This is a genomic window from Oribacterium sp. KHPX15 (assembly GCF_900107835.1).
Lineage (GTDB): Bacteria > Bacillota > Clostridia > Lachnospirales > Lachnospiraceae > Oribacterium.
The window spans coordinates 69,865-83,436 of record NZ_FNRG01000018.1 but is presented as its reverse complement, the minus strand read 5'-3'; the positions used below and the strand labels follow the sequence as shown (position 1 = coordinate 83,436).

21 protein-coding genes and 1 pseudogene are annotated in these 13,572 nt (G+C 43.4%); 19 read left to right on the top strand and 3 right to left on the bottom strand.

The window, feature by feature from the left end; translation table 11 throughout:
- The first annotated feature begins 112 nt into the window (after positions 1-112).
- From BLV86_RS11470 to BLV86_RS11420, 11 genes are all read left to right on the top strand, one after another.
- Complete coding sequence (locus BLV86_RS11470; protein ID WP_090816561.1) at positions 113-1,231, top strand: IS110 family RNA-guided transposase; 1,119 nt, start codon at positions 113-115, stop codon at positions 1,229-1,231.
- Positions 1,232-1,676: 445 nt separating this feature from the next.
- Positions 1,677-2,243: a TetR/AcrR family transcriptional regulator gene (locus BLV86_RS11465; protein WP_031548061.1), complete on the top strand. Its 567-nt coding sequence runs from the start codon at positions 1,677-1,679 to the stop codon at positions 2,241-2,243.
- Positions 2,218-2,496 carry a GNAT family N-acetyltransferase gene (locus tag BLV86_RS11460; protein WP_090817419.1) on the top strand — a complete coding sequence of 93 codons (279 nt, stop codon included), beginning with the start codon at positions 2,218-2,220 and terminating at the stop codon, positions 2,494-2,496. Before BLV86_RS11465 ends, BLV86_RS11460 begins: the two co-directional genes overlap by 26 nt.
- Before the next feature lie 4 nt (positions 2,497-2,500).
- Complete coding sequence (locus BLV86_RS11455) at positions 2,501-3,172, top strand: CatA-like O-acetyltransferase, family 3 (protein ID WP_090817416.1); 672 nt, start codon at positions 2,501-2,503, stop codon at positions 3,170-3,172.
- Complete coding sequence (locus BLV86_RS11450) at positions 3,169-3,552, top strand: CDP-alcohol phosphatidyltransferase family protein (protein ID WP_090817413.1); 384 nt, start codon at positions 3,169-3,171, stop codon at positions 3,550-3,552. Before BLV86_RS11455 ends, BLV86_RS11450 begins: the two co-directional genes overlap by 4 nt.
- Positions 3,553-3,661: 109 nt before the next feature.
- Positions 3,662-4,075: a TIGR04076 family protein gene (locus tag BLV86_RS11445; protein WP_044915874.1), complete on the top strand. Its 414-nt coding sequence runs from the start codon at positions 3,662-3,664 to the stop codon at positions 4,073-4,075.
- A gap of 12 nt (positions 4,076-4,087) precedes the next feature.
- Positions 4,088-4,846, top strand: coding sequence for an N-acetyltransferase (locus BLV86_RS11440; RefSeq protein WP_031548069.1), 759 nt, complete (start codon positions 4,088-4,090; stop codon positions 4,844-4,846).
- 16 nt (positions 4,847-4,862) lie between these two features.
- On the top strand, positions 4,863-5,120 hold the full coding sequence (locus tag BLV86_RS11435) for a WCX domain-containing protein (protein ID WP_175456528.1): 258 nt from the start codon (positions 4,863-4,865) through the stop codon (positions 5,118-5,120).
- Positions 5,117-5,623, top strand: a complete 507-nt coding sequence (locus tag BLV86_RS11430; protein ID WP_031548071.1) for a cysteine hydrolase family protein — start codon at positions 5,117-5,119, stop codon at positions 5,621-5,623. Before BLV86_RS11435 ends, BLV86_RS11430 begins: the two co-directional genes overlap by 4 nt.
- Positions 5,624-5,625: 2 nt before the next feature.
- Positions 5,626-6,132: a GNAT family N-acetyltransferase gene (locus BLV86_RS11425; RefSeq protein ID WP_330373073.1), complete on the top strand. Its 507-nt coding sequence runs from the start codon at positions 5,626-5,628 to the stop codon at positions 6,130-6,132.
- A 122-nt stretch (positions 6,133-6,254) separates the two neighbouring features.
- Complete coding sequence (locus BLV86_RS11420) at positions 6,255-6,608, top strand: hypothetical protein (RefSeq protein ID WP_139297913.1); 354 nt, start codon at positions 6,255-6,257, stop codon at positions 6,606-6,608.
- A gap of 201 nt (positions 6,609-6,809) precedes the next feature.
- On the opposite strand, the gene BLV86_RS11415 is transcribed toward BLV86_RS11420, so the two are convergent.
- The gene (locus tag BLV86_RS11415) at positions 6,810-7,481 is read right to left on the bottom strand and encodes a bZIP transcription factor (RefSeq protein ID WP_031548077.1); all 672 of its coding nucleotides are present in this window, start codon (positions 7,479-7,481) and stop codon (positions 6,810-6,812) included.
- Positions 7,482-7,797: 316 nt separating this feature from the next.
- Between BLV86_RS11415 and BLV86_RS11410 the strand changes: the two genes are divergently transcribed.
- Positions 7,798-8,001: a hypothetical protein gene (locus tag BLV86_RS11410; RefSeq protein ID WP_031548078.1), complete on the top strand. Its 204-nt coding sequence runs from the start codon at positions 7,798-7,800 to the stop codon at positions 7,999-8,001.
- Between the two features lie 40 nt (positions 8,002-8,041).
- Positions 8,042-8,395 carry a relaxase family protein gene (locus tag BLV86_RS11405; protein ID WP_090817404.1) on the top strand — a complete coding sequence of 118 codons (354 nt, stop codon included), beginning with the start codon at positions 8,042-8,044 and terminating at the stop codon, positions 8,393-8,395.
- 184 nt (positions 8,396-8,579) lie between these two features.
- Here the strand turns inward: BLV86_RS11405 and BLV86_RS11400 are convergent, their stop codons facing one another.
- Positions 8,580-9,452 (bottom strand): LysR family transcriptional regulator, encoded by an 873-nt coding sequence (locus BLV86_RS11400; RefSeq protein WP_049962209.1) that lies wholly within the window; start codon positions 9,450-9,452, stop codon positions 8,580-8,582.
- Between the two features lie 171 nt (positions 9,453-9,623).
- Between BLV86_RS11400 and BLV86_RS11395 the strand changes: the two genes are divergently transcribed.
- The 6 genes and pseudogenes from BLV86_RS11395 (at position 9,624) to BLV86_RS11370 (ending at position 13,246) form a co-directional block, all read left to right on the top strand.
- Positions 9,624-10,484, top strand: a complete 861-nt coding sequence (locus BLV86_RS11395) for an aldo/keto reductase (protein WP_090817399.1) — start codon at positions 9,624-9,626, stop codon at positions 10,482-10,484.
- Positions 10,485-10,514: 30 nt separating this feature from the next.
- Entirely contained in the window at positions 10,515-11,000 is a 486-nt protein-coding gene (locus tag BLV86_RS11390) for a flavodoxin (RefSeq protein ID WP_049962210.1), read from the top strand.
- Positions 11,001-11,064: 64 nt separating this feature from the next.
- Positions 11,065-11,421 carry an iron-containing alcohol dehydrogenase gene (locus BLV86_RS11385; RefSeq protein ID WP_031548089.1) on the top strand — a complete coding sequence of 119 codons (357 nt, stop codon included), beginning with the start codon at positions 11,065-11,067 and terminating at the stop codon, positions 11,419-11,421.
- 185 nt (positions 11,422-11,606) lie between these two features.
- Positions 11,607-12,218 (top strand): helix-turn-helix domain-containing protein, encoded by a 612-nt coding sequence (locus tag BLV86_RS11380; protein WP_090817396.1) that lies wholly within the window; start codon positions 11,607-11,609, stop codon positions 12,216-12,218.
- Between the two features lie 68 nt (positions 12,219-12,286).
- Positions 12,287-12,460, top strand: a pseudogene (locus tag BLV86_RS18670) (DNA-binding transcriptional regulator); the annotation flags it as partial.
- A 123-nt stretch (positions 12,461-12,583) separates the two neighbouring features.
- Positions 12,584-13,246, top strand: a complete 663-nt coding sequence (locus BLV86_RS11370; protein ID WP_090817393.1) for an outer membrane protein assembly factor BamD — start codon at positions 12,584-12,586, stop codon at positions 13,244-13,246.
- Between the two features lie 88 nt (positions 13,247-13,334).
- On the opposite strand, the gene BLV86_RS11365 is transcribed toward BLV86_RS11370, so the two are convergent.
- Positions 13,335-13,517 (bottom strand): hypothetical protein, encoded by a 183-nt coding sequence (locus BLV86_RS11365; RefSeq protein ID WP_090817390.1) that lies wholly within the window; start codon positions 13,515-13,517, stop codon positions 13,335-13,337.
- Positions 13,518-13,572 lie beyond the last annotated feature (55 nt).

Genomic DNA, 13,572 nt, shown 5'->3' with positions numbered 1-13,572 from the left:
TATTAGACAATATGTAATGACCTCCTCTTTGTAGCAACGTGGATTTACCTGTATACTAAAGTTGATAAGACAAAGGTAACAGGGATTACCGCATACAAAGGGAGGTCACATAATGAATAATACCACAGTTTACGTAGGAATGGATGTACACAAGGAAAGTTTTACTCTCTGCGCTTACTTGATTGAAACAGAGAAAGCATCTTACATAAGGCGCACACCGGCTGATTACAAGGAAGTTCTCAAGTATCTGGAATTTCTTAGAACCATCTACGGAAACGATACTATCTTTATATGCGGTTATGAAGCCGGATGTCTCGGCTATACTTTATATCATCAGCTAACAGACCGTAACGTTAACTGTGTGATACTTGCACCAACCACTATGCTTGAAACACGTAGTGGTAAAAGAATAAAAACTGATAAGCGTGACGCAGCACTGATCGGTAAATGTCTTGCTCAGCACAACTACAGTCCTGTTCATGTTCCCACTGCTACAGATGAAGAAACAAAAGAGTTTCTTCGAATGAGGGATGATCATAAGCTTGCGCTTAAAAAAGTGAAACAGCAGATTCTTTCATTTTGCCTTCGTCATAACTATCGCTATGATGGAAAAACTCATTGGACAATAGCCCATTTAAATTGGCTTAAATCACTTAAACCTGAGGCTCTATATAAGGAGATCCTCGATGAATACCTGCTGACCTATAAAACCTTAAGTGACAAGCTTGAACGTTTGGATAAGCGAATAGAAGAACTCGCTTCCAAAGACGAGTACAAGGAGTCTGTGAAAAAACTTTGCTGTTTCATCGGAGTTCAAACTCATACAGCATTATCTGTATTGGTTGAAGTAGGTGATTTCAAACGTTTTGCAACGGCTGACAAGTTTGCTTCATATCTTGGTCTTGTACCAGGCGAAGATTCCAGTGGTGATGAAAAAACAAGGCTTGGGATCACAAAAGCCGGAAATCGTCATGTGAGGCAATTACTCACGGAATCATCACAGACATACAGCAGAGGGCAAATTGGTCATAAATCAAAAGCACTTAAAGCACGTCAGGCTGGCAATCTGCCTCAAGTCATTGCATATGCTGATAAAGCTAATGAAAGACTGAGACGTAAGTACTACAAAATGGTTCTTGGGAAAAGCAAGAAACACAACGTCGCTAAAACTGCAATAGCAAGAGAACTTGCCTGCTTCATGTGGGGCATGATGACTGATAAAATAGCATGATCTGGTATAACATCATGTCTCCGATATCAAGGCCAAGCCGCCGAGGGCGGTGCTTCGCAGCCTTGACATCTTCACCCTGCTGTTATAGTGGGTGGTTAAGCAGATGTAAGATGGCTTGTGCCATTTACATCTGCCCATTAACAAGCAACAACTGAAGACATCTTGAAAGGGCTTCGGCCATTTCAAGGTTCGAGCTATCTACGAGTAAACTATGTCGGCACAGAGCAATCTGTGATCCACGCTATTAGACGGTAGAGCTCACGGCGGACCATTGACCTGTCGGTAACCAATCCACGTATATCAGAGTGGCCAATGCCGGGAACTGATACCCCGAGGCTCTTTCAAGATGCCTTCAGATACAATTAAATAAGTTTGTGGTGATTCCTGTCATTTTTCGCTTGACAAGAGGTCATTACATATCAGTTTATAAGGAATGGGAGTAAATATGCCAAGAACAGGATTATCTAAGGAAGAAATAATAGAAAAAGCTGCTACATTAGCAAATGAAAAGGGGTTGTCATATTTGAGCGTTACAACTCTTTCTGAATATTTAGGAATCAGAAAACCTTCTTTATATAATCATGTAAAATCAATAGATGACTTACACTATAGGCTTATGATCTATGGTTGGAAGAAGGTTTCGGATGAGATAGTTGCAGGAATTGATTCAACCAGTCCAAAAGAAAAACTCAAAAATTATGGCATAGCATTTTACAGATTTTCTATGGAGAATCCGGGTGTATTTGAGGCGATGCTTTGGTATAACAAATACTCTGATGAAACTTTACTTGAAGCTACAGAGGGCTTGTATTCATTCTTCTTTGAACAAACAGATAGTCTTGGTATAGATAGAGAGGTGGCAAATCATTTGCTTAGAACTTACAGAGCTTTTCTTGAAGGATTTATCATGCTACAGATCCATAATTCTTTTGGCAATCCGATTTCTATTGATGAAAGCTTCGAGATATCTATGAATGTACTGATATCTGGTATGGAGCAGTATAGGAGATGACTATTGTTGTTATCTCCATATTGTTGCAGTAAAGGAAGAATACAGAAGTTGTGGTATAGGTAAACAGCTGATGAAGTTTTTTGAGGATAATGCTTCCGATTCTTCTTCGGCAAAATATTTTTTAACTGTAGATGATTTTAACCCGAGAGCGAAGAAATTATATGAAAATCTGGGGTATAAGTGTGTCGGAGAACTACCTGGTTTTTATAAAAAGGGGATAAACTGCTATCTGATGATGAAAAGAAGAGGGTAAAGATATGAACTATAGAGTTATTGATAAAGAAACCTATTACAGGAAGGGGGTATTCTGGCATTTTACGGAGGATTGCAAGTGCTCGACTTCTATGACGGCAAGGGTTGATGTGACGGAGCTTGTTAAGTGCTCGAAGGAGAGTAACACGAAGTTCTATGTCAATTTCCTATATATCCTTTCCATGGTATTGAATTCCCGGGATGATTACAAAATGGGGTATCTCTGGCAGACTGAGGAACTGATCTGTTATGACAGGATTAACCCTACACAGTATATTTTTCATGAGGATACCGAGACCTGTACGCCGGTATATACAAGTTATGATCCGGATTATGCCGCATTCTACAAAAATGCTGTCTCTGACATAGAGAAGGCAAAACAAACGAGGGAGTATGGCCTTGATATGGAAAAGCATCCGAACTGGTTTGATGCTTCCTACATTTCATGGCTGTCCTATGATTCCCTGAATATTGAACTGCCAGATGGATTCCTCTATTTTCTGCCGATCATCAACTGGGGGAAATACCGTGAGGAAAACGGGAGACTTTTGATGCCGGTGTCGGTTCGTATGAATCATGCGATAGCGGATGGGTATCTGATTGCGAATGTATTCCGCCTGCTTGAAAAAGAGATGGCTGCGTTTTGCAATGGTAAAGTGAAGGATGAACAGATATGATAGACGGAACTATTGCCCGAAAAATGAATACTGTCACCGAGTTTGGAACGAGATTTGATACTGCTGCGGATTTTGTATTCGTAGTAGTATGCTTGATAAAGCTGCTCCCGGTGATAAGTATGCCGGCATGGTTGTGTATATGGATCGTAATAATTGCGCTGATAAAGATAATAAACATCATTTCGGGACACATTGTACAAAGAAAGTTGGTGGCGGTTCATTCAGTGATGAATAAGGTGACAGGGGTATTGCTTTTTATACTGCCTTTGACATTTCCCATAGTCCCACTAAAGTATTTGGCGATTCCGGTATGTGCGGTTGCGACTTTTGCGGCAGTTCAGGAAGGGCACTTTATCAGGACAGATCCGGACATAAAATGACAGGATATTAACTTCCTAAACAGGTATACTGATCATACAAGGGCGCTGGATGTCCGGGTGACATCCGTTTAGCGCGGACCGAAACGGAGTGTAGACAGGAGAGCTGACGATGAAGAAGTGGTTTGATGAAGAGTATGAGTTTACGGTTGAAGTGACAGGCTTTCTCAGGGGAGATCACACAGAGCGGTACTGCCGAAACGGAGAAGAGATAGGCGATACATACACCTGCACATACGGATGCCCGGTAAACAAAGATGGATACGGAATCTGTTCCAAAACCATGATGCTGCTGTATCCGTTGATGGAGGCTGTTCGAAGTGGCGGAGATCTTGAAAACCTTGGTGGAGACAGCAAGTACACGAAAACTGTAGTTTGCCCGGATGGCTGCGTTATGTTCCGATTGACAGCAAAACCTCTAGGGAATGAGAACTTCCATAAGGGAGGATATTGGAAAGATCCGGAGGGCGCAAATCGTCCGGGGGACGATTGCTCTGCGCCGACCGAAGTGGAACGGAGAGAGTAGGAGGAGAGGGCTATGGAGTATATCAGGGTTACAAAAGAGAATCTGGAAGAGGAGCATATCTGCTGTGCCATATCCAACAATAAAGATGTACAGGTATCTTCAAAGAAGGCGTGGCTTGCGGACAGATTTGATGAGGGGCTTGTATTCTTAAAAAGTGTGGAGCGCGGGAAATGCTTCATAGAATATATTCCTGCAGAGCATGCATGGAATCCAATCGAAGCACCTGGGTATATGTATATAGACTGCCTATGGGTTTCCGGTTCTTTCAAAGGTCATGGATATTCAAGCGACCTGCTTTCCGAATGCATCAAAGACAGCAAGGAGAAGGGAAAGAAAGGACTTTGCATTCTTGCTGCAGCAAAGAAAAAGCCGTTTCTGGCTGATCCGAAATTCCTGAAATATAAAGGCTTTGAAGTCGGTGATGAAGCTGATAATGGGATACAGTTATGGTATCTGCCGTTTGAAAAAGGAACCGAGAAACCAGTGTTCAAGGAATGTGCCAGACATCCCCACATAGATGAGAGCGGTTATGTTCTTTACTATACGAATCAGTGCCCATTTAATGCAAAGTATGTACCGGTTCTGGAAGAAACCGCTGAGAAGAACGGTATATCATTAAGTGCTGTAAAAATTGAAAGCAGAGAAGATGCTCAGAATGCACCGACTCCGATCACGACGTATTCGCTATTCTGTGATGGGGAGTATATCACGAACGAGCAGATGAATGATAAGAAGTTCTTAAAGTTGGTAAACAATTCTTGTTGCAACTAATGACAGTAGAGAGAGTTTGTTCTTTCGCGCAAGCAATGTCTGTGTCCAGACAAAGCCTGTGCAGCTTGTGGGAGAGTATGGCGTGGATTCCTTTACGGAACAAGATGACGGAAGCCTATTGTTTGAACATGAATATGCAGATGATGAGGGATTGCTTTCATGGATGCTTTCATGCAGGGATAAGGTGACTGTCCTGGAACCGGAGCGGATCAGGGAAAAGCTCTATCAGATCACCTCTGAAATAGCCAAAAGATATGAAGGAAAACGGGAATGAAAAATAAAGCGTTGGTCGTGATAGACCTTCAGAATGACATTACGAAGAATTACAAAAAGATCATAGGGCAGGTAAACAAGGCAATCGATTGGGCAGTGACGGGCGATATGCATGTTATTTATATCAGGCACTACAATCTGTCCGAAAAAACAAGAACCTTCAAGCCGGATACCAAAGGCTCTGAATTGGTTCCTGAACTTAAGGTCGTATCAGAGAATATATTTGAAAAGTCCAAGGCCAGTGCTCTTACGAGTGAAGCGTTTGCCGGATTTATTGAGGAAAACGGGATAGAAGAGTTTTATATTACCGGAGCCGATGCAACAGGCTGTGTTAAATCAACAAGCTATAATCTGGCAAAAGCCGGATATAAGGTATGTGTGATATCCGATTGTGTAACGAGTTATGATCTGAAAAAGATGGACGAGATGTTTAAGTACTATGCGGATAAGGGCTGTGAGGTGCAGCCGCTTGAAAAGTGCATCGGGGACAGTAAGGAACTATAAATATGAAAGTGATTGTTGAGACTGACAGATTGTTTTTGCGTCAGATGAATGAGGATGATTTTGACGCCTTGTATCTGGTCCTTGCAGATACGGAAATCATGAAGCATTATCCATACATCTTTGATGAAAAGAAAGTCAGGGAATGGATAGAACGAAACATGAACCGGTATAATGAGACCGGTTTTGGAATGTGGGCTGTCTGCCTTAAGAAGACCGGGGAAATGATAGGCGACTGCGGACTTACATTACAGAATATAGACGGCGAAATACTTCCGGAGATAGGATATCATATTCGCCGCGATTGTCAGCATAAGGGCTATGCAAAGGAAGCAGCGAAAGGCGTGATGGACTGGGCGCTTGTGAATACGGATTATCCGGCATTGTATTCTTACTGTAAGTATACAAATGAAGCGTCCATCAGAACCGCCGAATCGATAGGGATGAGATTTGAACGTGAGTACCCCGATGAAGCGAATGGAACAACGCACGTGTCGGTATTTTACAGGTAGGAAAACTCATTGCATAAGAAGAGCAATTTGAAGGTTAACAGTACAAATGATTTAAAAAACTAAAAAAATGTTGCGATAACTTGCATAATTCATTCACATCCCGTATTCTTAATCAAAAATGTTTGACTGATTCAATAACGAGATTTTTACCCACAGGAAACGACGTCGAGACGGTTGTTCTTTTGTCCCAAAAGAAACCGGATGATTATCTGGAGGTTGAGATTGATCTGGATGAGTTGGATGCGACAAGTGCTGAGACCAAGGCTACATATGCGGAGATTAGGAAATATGTGGCAGACCATAACGATGTAATGCACGTTTCAACTCTTTATATTACACAGGTAAAAAAGAAATGTGGGATTGAGATTAGAGAGAATGTTTGGTCACATAAGTCTGAGAATGCAAAGCAACCACAGTGTCCGCCTAAGAAGGAAAAGGCTATTGTGGAGGCGCTTAGGGCGGATCAGATGATATAATAAGAATACGTTTATTAAACCTGATAATATAAAACCGTAGTTGTCTGTTGAGTCAGATGGCTGCGGTTTTTCCATACTCTCTTGCATTATCTGGAAAAAGGTCACACTGATAAGTGCTAGACTCAGATTATCTTTTATTGAATTATGGTCGAAAAAAAGATTTAAAAAAGGGTACTCCCGCGATTGGAAGTACCCTTGATTTCAGTTATTTGCATTTGCATTAAGTTGATTCCGTAAGGATTCGATTTCTGCTTTGAGCTGATTATTTTCAGTCTCTAAAGCCGTTTTTTCTTCTGTGAGTGTATTGATCTGCTCATTTTGAGATTCTATGGTTTTATTTTTCTGCTCATAATCGCGCAGGAAACTTGGAAAGTACTTACGCAGGACCAGCGTTTCGATTTCTTTGTATGTAGTTGAAGAAGGATCAATCCTTCCGCTTTGTTGATAGAGAATTCTATTGACACTTACGGTTCTGATATCGTTAAGTTTCAGCACTGAATCATGTGAAATGAAAGAAAACTCACTGCTTTTCAAAAGAAACATATCGCTTTTGGATGCAGGGAAGTCGACCGGATGATAAACATCTGTATGCTTTGCCGGATCATAGGAAAAGATAGGAAGCACATAGAGAAGTTTTTGTTTGACACCAATCACAAGCCCGCGATGTTCATATGACATCTCCGGGATATAATTCTTGCCAAACTCAAACTGGTAGATTTCTCCCTTTTTTATAGACCTTTGCCGGAAGGATTTCTTTCTGTTGTCAGCCCAACGGAAGTCTGACTTCGAAAAGCGATCAAGCTCATCGGAATTGATCGTATTCCCGACGATAATCTCATTTGTTTTGCTTTGTGCCTTAAGATACTCTTTCAATATAGGAATTCTCCTTAGTGTTATAGGAAAAAAATAAGGGTACGGCGCTAACCATACCCTACTCTGGCTAACCAGAGTGACCTCGTCGGTCAAATTATCCTTTCTTATACGGCCTCGTCGGCCAAAAAACACTTTTGCAAGTGCAAAAGAACATTTCAGTTGAGAGACCTCATGTTCCTCTATCTATATTATACACAATTCTGCTGAAAAACCCAGCATTTTTTCATTCTTTTCGGCGCTTCTGTAAAGATATATTATAGTGCCGCTATAGTTTAAAGTCAAGGGAAAAATAGAAATTAAAAGAAGAAAGAATATTTTGTATTTAATTACACATAAAGATGTTGAAGACGCGGGTGTAAATCTTATGAGTTGCAATGCGCCGGGGATTAGTTTTTATATCTCACAGGCTGAAGTGATAAAACTCCTTAACACTAATATGTACAGAGATATAGTACTTATAGATGGTGACATGGATTTTGCTTATTCAAAAACAGTTACAAAAGATGCTCTAATAGAATAAAGAATATTGCTGAGGTAGCCACTCTATGTCATTATGATATTTGGTTGCTCAAGTAAACAACAGTCGAGACTATAGTGTTGCTACAAAAGTCGAACTCGTAGAAATAAAACTGATCTGGAGAAAGCCAAAGGACTGGGAAGACTTCCTGCGGCTACTTTCAGAAGAGGGATATGAGATCAGACGCGGAAAGAATATCGCAATTAAAGGCCGTGCACAGCAAAGATTTGTCCGTCTCAAATCCTTGGGTGAGGATTATACCGAGGATGCCCTGAAAGAAAAAATATCCCGCGCGAATGTACGGGATTCTTACCGCCAGACACAGCAGCCATGCATTGATCTGCTGATCGACATCCAGAACCGTGCTTTAGGCAAAGGAGCAGGCTATGAGCGCTGAGCGAAGGGCTTCAACCTGAAGCAGAATGCGGATGTGATTTTGCGTCATCAGCAGGAAGAACGGGACGAGAAAATGCAGGGAAAATTATGAGGGACAAGTCAGCAAATATATGGAACAGAAAAGAGGGAGAAGATCATCACCTGCATGACAGGTTGTTCTTCTCCCTCGTTTATTTTGATCTGACTTAGGATTGATTTCTCAACAGATTCCCACGGACTGCACTGAAAACAGAACGATATTTCTGCTGTTCAGAAGCCAGACAGGCGATCCAGTAGGTGGCATGGGCTTCCGGGTCGGTGATGGGCAGTGCAACCCTGTCCGGCGGCAGATAGCCGGCTTTCAGCATCTGGTTCGAATTAAAGAAAGGAAGATTGGAGGCGTCAATCAGTTCTCCCAGGGCGTCCATGCTGTTCTGGATCAGCAGATCTGAGGCATTCAGCTTTTCCAGAGTGACGTCCATCCAGAATCCCACATGGGCTGTCATCAGGATGTGGAGCCCTTTTAATTCTTCAAAAGTGACACTTTCCTGCTTTGCCAGCGGATGATCCTTTGCAATGGAGATATATAACTGTTCATCCAGATATCTCTGGCAAAACAGGTCCTTATCCTTCGGACAGTGATGCAGAACGACCATCTGGTAAAGATGGCTTCGAAGACCGGCAAGCAGCTTATCATCGTTGCTCACAAGCTCAGTGGACAGCGTTTTCCCGGGAAGCTGTTCCTGCAGGATCGGCATCAGGTCATTGATCGGGAACGGTGAACAGGAACCGATGCTGACAGTCCGGAGGCTCCGGTCAAACGCCGTGACCCTTTCGATCATCTCCTGATTTGCTTCCAGAGCTCTTCTGGCATAGTCTGCCGCCAGTTTTCCTGTTTCATTCAGCGAGATCTTGCTGTTTTCCCTGATAAACAAGGATACTCCAAGTACATCCTCCAGCTTCTTCATGGAACGGCTCAAGGACGGTTGCGATATATGCAGTTCTTCAGATGCTTTTAAAAGCGTGCTGCAGCGGGCAACGGCTTCAAACTGCTCCAGCAGGTAGGATTCGATCAGCATGATATCATTTCCTCTCTAGTCTCTTTTACCTCTCAATATATACGTGATACGTATACAATTATAGATATAAAGCAGTGTACTTGCAAGGGATATATCGATAAAATAGCATCATCAAGAGAAAAACGACATATAGCTGTCGAACAACGATAGAATCGAAAGGAGATAAAGACCATGGAATATGTCACACTGAATATCGGAGCAAAGATGCCACTGGAGGGTTTCGGAGTTTTCCAGATCCCGGATGCCGCCGAATGCGAACAGGTTGTTTACGATGCAATCAAAACAGGATACAGACTGCTGGACACTGCCGCTTCCTATGGCAATGAAGAGGCGCTTGGAAAAGGCGTGAAGCATGCCATCGCTGATGGCCTGGTGACCCGGGAAGAGCTTTTCATCACCACCAAGGTCTGGATCACCGACATGAAGACCGAAGATTCGGCTTATGAGGCAGTAAAGACTTCTCTTCGGAAGCTGGACATGCCGTACGTGGATCTGGTCCTGCTTCATAAGGCAATGGGCGATTACTTCGCAGCTTACAGAGGCATTACAAAAGCATATAAGGAAGGTCTCACGAAGGCAATCGGTGTCTCAAATTTCTATCCTTTCGTACTGGTGAACCTGTGTGCCAACGTGGAAGTTATCCCCGCCGTCAATCAGGTGGAGCTGCATCCCTTCTTCCAGCAGGAAGATGCGCTGGCTGTCATGAAGGAGTACGGCATTGCGCCGCAGGCATGGGGCCCTCTCGCCGAAGGAAAGCACGGGATCTTCAAGGATCCGCTGCTTACAGAGATTGGTGCTAAGTATGGCAAGACAGCGGCACAGGTCGTTCTCCGCTGGAATACCCAGCGCGGTGTTTCAATCCTTCCGAAGTCCGTCCATGTGGAGCGCATGGAGCAGAACCTGGATATCTGGGATTTCTCTCTTACGAATGAAGAGATGGAGCAGATCAAGGAAAAAGACCTTGGCCATAGCGAGATCATCAACCATTTTGATCCCCAGCTTGTCAAGTGGCTGCTCAGCTACAAGGCCTGATGACCGTACACTGAGAATAAGGAGCAGAATATGGCAAAAGAACTGGTAGTTTATTTCTCCGTCTATGGCACGGCAAAGATCGTAGCCGAAGAGATCGCAAAACAGACCGGCGCGGATAACGCAGAGATCGAGCCTGTCGTACCCTATGACAGCAACCGGGATCACTACAACGCGCTGGCAAGACTCGCAAAGAAAGAACATGACGAGGATCAGCGGCCTGCAATCAAGAACGAGATCGACATCGAAGGCTATGACAGGATCTATGTCGGTTACCCCATGTGGTGGTACACCTTCCCGATGATCATCTACACCTTTTTCGATAAGTATGATTTTTCCGGGAAGACCATCATCCCTTTCAATACGCATATGGGTTCCGGGGACGGCGGTACCTATGATACGATCCGTGAGTTGGAACCGAATGCAACAGTCGTTGCTGGGCTTCCTGTTGAAATGCGGGATGCGGAAAACGGTCCTGCAAAAGCTGTTGAGAGATGGCTGAAAAATTTACAAGTATAGCGAATAACATATCCGCCCGAAGGTCAGATCTTCCGGCGGATATTGGCATAGGAGGTTTTGGTTTATGAACATATTTACCTATAGTTATCCTGTTAAGGTTTACTTCGGAGAAAAGGCGGCTGCAAGTAGTCTCCCTGCGGAACTTGCCAAGGTCGGGTCGAATGTCCTGCTGGCCTACGGTGGCGGCTCTATCAAGAAGAATGGTGTCTATGACGAGCTGCTGGACATCCTGAAAAAAGCCGGGAAAAGCGTTACTGAGTTTACCGGGATCATGTCCAACCCCACCTATGCCACGGTGCAGGAAGGTGCTGCCCTGGCAAAGGAAAAGAACATCGACTTCATTCTGGCAGTGGGCGGAGGCTCCGTTATCGACTGCTGCAAGATCGTCTCCGCTCAGGCAAAGCTGGACAAAGATATCTGATAAGCAAAAACCGAAAGTCATTCCGTTTGACTCTACTTTCCGTAGGTACAGTTATCAGAAAAACTGATTTACAATCTGTGCATGAGGGAGGTGCCATCATGCGAAGCATGATTTTAATGCACCGACCGATGTGCCGCCGAACGAATGTGAGGGGGCGATACCTATGGAAAGAGGTGAAAGCGAATATGAACCAATATGTTACAGGTGCAGTGATTAAAGAACTGCGGGAAAAGAACAGGATGACACAGCTTCAGCTGGCGGAAAAGCTGGGAGTAAGCGATAAAAGTGTTTCAAAATGGGAAACTTCGAGAGGGCTTCCAGATATTACCCTGCTGGAGCCTATTGCGGAGGCATTCAGCATATCGATGACGGAGCTGATATCAGGCAATACCATTCATAATGCGAACGTATCGGCAAATATGCTGCGGTCAAAGTTTTATGTCTGCCCGGTCTGTGGGAATGTAATACACAGCATGGGCGAAGCGGTGATTCATTGTCACGGCATCCAGCTTATGCCTTTAGAGGCGGAACAGACAGATGAGCATCATATGATGTTCATCGAGCGTGTTGAGGATGAGTATTATGTGCGGATCGACCACAGCATGACAAAGGACCATTATATTTCTTTTGTGGCGGCAGCCTCATCCGATGATATGCAGATGGTGAAGCTATATCCGGAGGGAAATGCAGAGGTACGGTTTAAGCTCAGGGGAGTTAGGAGAATCTTCTTTTACTGCAATCGCGATGGTCTTTTCTCAATCAAAAACTCCCGGGACATATATTCGGATAAGCGTTAGCAATTATAAGAGACCGCTGATGGAATTCTTAAGTCTGTCGGCGGTCTTTTGCGCGATAAAGCCGTCATGCGGGGGTTCCCATACGAACAGCGCAGGGAACCGGCGGTATCAGCATTATGGACGGTTACCGGATGGACAGGACAATCCTGACATCAAAGGATATGCAGATGATCCTAGCTGGGCTTCGGAGTTTGGACAGCGTGAGCGGAAGCAGTTATTACGGTCAGCTGATGTATAAAATCCTCACCATAAGGATACGTTCATAGTCCTTATGGTGAGGAATTTTAAAATTATTTATAAGTGTTACAGTGAGAACATTATGAAGAACCGTTTACGAGTCGAAGTAAGATATAGGAGGATGTTAAATGATGAATAAATTACAGTTCAAGGTTATGGTTCTTTCAATACTGGTACTGATGGGAGTTGTTGAAAATCTGGTGTGCTTTGCAGGCCAGAAATCAGATAAAAAAACCGCAAAAGAATCTCCTGCCAAGGTTGAATATGAAAAAGCCGTGAAACTCTTTGATGAAGGCAAATATTACAGTGCTGAGCAGGCTTTTATAGAATGCAAATACGGGGATTGGGCAAAGCGTGCCAAGGAGTGTGTTCAGCCTGTCCCTGAAACCGGTGAGTTATGGCATGATAAGAAAAAGAAAAGCGAAGAGACGAATCTGGTAATTGTTGTGAATGAAGAAAATCCTGATACTTACAGATACTACGAAGTATATGACCAGAATAAAAAACCGGTTGCATCTCTGTTTGTGGCCGGTGAGAACACTGTCGAAACCTGGTTGCCGGAAGGTTACTACTATGTCAAGGAGGCAACGGGAACAAAATGGTATGGGGATAAAGAACTCTTTGGAGCCGAAGGATCTTACAGGACTATGGTTTTTAACGAAATCGAGGATGACCGCTTTCTCTCCTTATTTGAAAAAGGGTATCAATGTGAGATTACTATTAACAGTTCAGATTCCGGAGGAAAGGGAGTAGAATCAGAAGTTACCGATTGGGATAGCTGGAATGAATGATTATTTAAGATCTTACTTATAACAAATGCACCGGGGATGGTTCTCTCTAGCGAGAACTATCCCCGGTGCATTATTTGTTATGTAATCCTTAGTTCAGTTTCTTCTGAACCTTATCCAGTTCCTTTTTTACATCGTTTCCGTTCAGGGCATTCTGTTCTGCGGCGATTATGTCCTTTTTAGCCTGCGCCCACTCAGCTTTTTCGGTGGGGTAGAACTTGCAGTTATCTAGGATATCGAGCCATGCTTTGCCACTTAGATAGTCAAAAATCATTACTACCTTATAAGCAATCGTTTATGAGTCGAAGTATGATGCAGGTATGTATTTC

What these genes read in the sequence shown, in the direction of transcription:
- BLV86_RS11470 (WP_090816561.1), top strand. Translation starts at nt 113, where the DNA reads ATGAATAATACCACAGTTTACGTAGGAATGGATGTACACAAGGAAAGT.
- BLV86_RS11465 (WP_031548061.1), top strand. Translation starts at nt 1,677, where the DNA reads ATGCCAAGAACAGGATTATCTAAGGAAGAAATAATAGAAAAAGCTGCT.
- BLV86_RS11455 (WP_090817416.1), top strand. Translation starts at nt 2,501, where the DNA reads ATGAACTATAGAGTTATTGATAAAGAAACCTATTACAGGAAGGGGGTA.
- BLV86_RS11450 (WP_090817413.1), top strand. Translation starts at nt 3,169, where the DNA reads ATGATAGACGGAACTATTGCCCGAAAAATGAATACTGTCACCGAGTTT.
- BLV86_RS11445 (WP_044915874.1), top strand. Translation starts at nt 3,662, where the DNA reads ATGAAGAAGTGGTTTGATGAAGAGTATGAGTTTACGGTTGAAGTGACA.
- BLV86_RS11440 (WP_031548069.1), top strand. Translation starts at nt 4,088, where the DNA reads ATGGAGTATATCAGGGTTACAAAAGAGAATCTGGAAGAGGAGCATATC.
- BLV86_RS11430 (WP_031548071.1), top strand. Translation starts at nt 5,117, where the DNA reads ATGAAAAATAAAGCGTTGGTCGTGATAGACCTTCAGAATGACATTACG.
- BLV86_RS11425 (WP_330373073.1), top strand. Translation starts at nt 5,626, where the DNA reads ATGAAAGTGATTGTTGAGACTGACAGATTGTTTTTGCGTCAGATGAAT.
- BLV86_RS11400 (WP_049962209.1), bottom strand. Translation starts at nt 9,452, where the DNA reads ATGCTGATCGAATCCTACCTGCTGGAGCAGTTTGAAGCCGTTGCCCGC.
- BLV86_RS11395 (WP_090817399.1), top strand. Translation starts at nt 9,624, where the DNA reads ATGGAATATGTCACACTGAATATCGGAGCAAAGATGCCACTGGAGGGT.
- BLV86_RS11390 (WP_049962210.1), top strand. Translation starts at nt 10,515, where the DNA reads ATGGCAAAAGAACTGGTAGTTTATTTCTCCGTCTATGGCACGGCAAAG.
- BLV86_RS11385 (WP_031548089.1), top strand. Translation starts at nt 11,065, where the DNA reads ATGAACATATTTACCTATAGTTATCCTGTTAAGGTTTACTTCGGAGAA.
- BLV86_RS11380 (WP_090817396.1), top strand. Translation starts at nt 11,607, where the DNA reads ATGAACCAATATGTTACAGGTGCAGTGATTAAAGAACTGCGGGAAAAG.
- BLV86_RS11370 (WP_090817393.1), top strand. Translation starts at nt 12,584, where the DNA reads ATGATGAATAAATTACAGTTCAAGGTTATGGTTCTTTCAATACTGGTA.
- BLV86_RS11365 (WP_090817390.1), bottom strand. Translation starts at nt 13,517, where the DNA reads ATGATTTTTGACTATCTAAGTGGCAAAGCATGGCTCGATATCCTAGAT.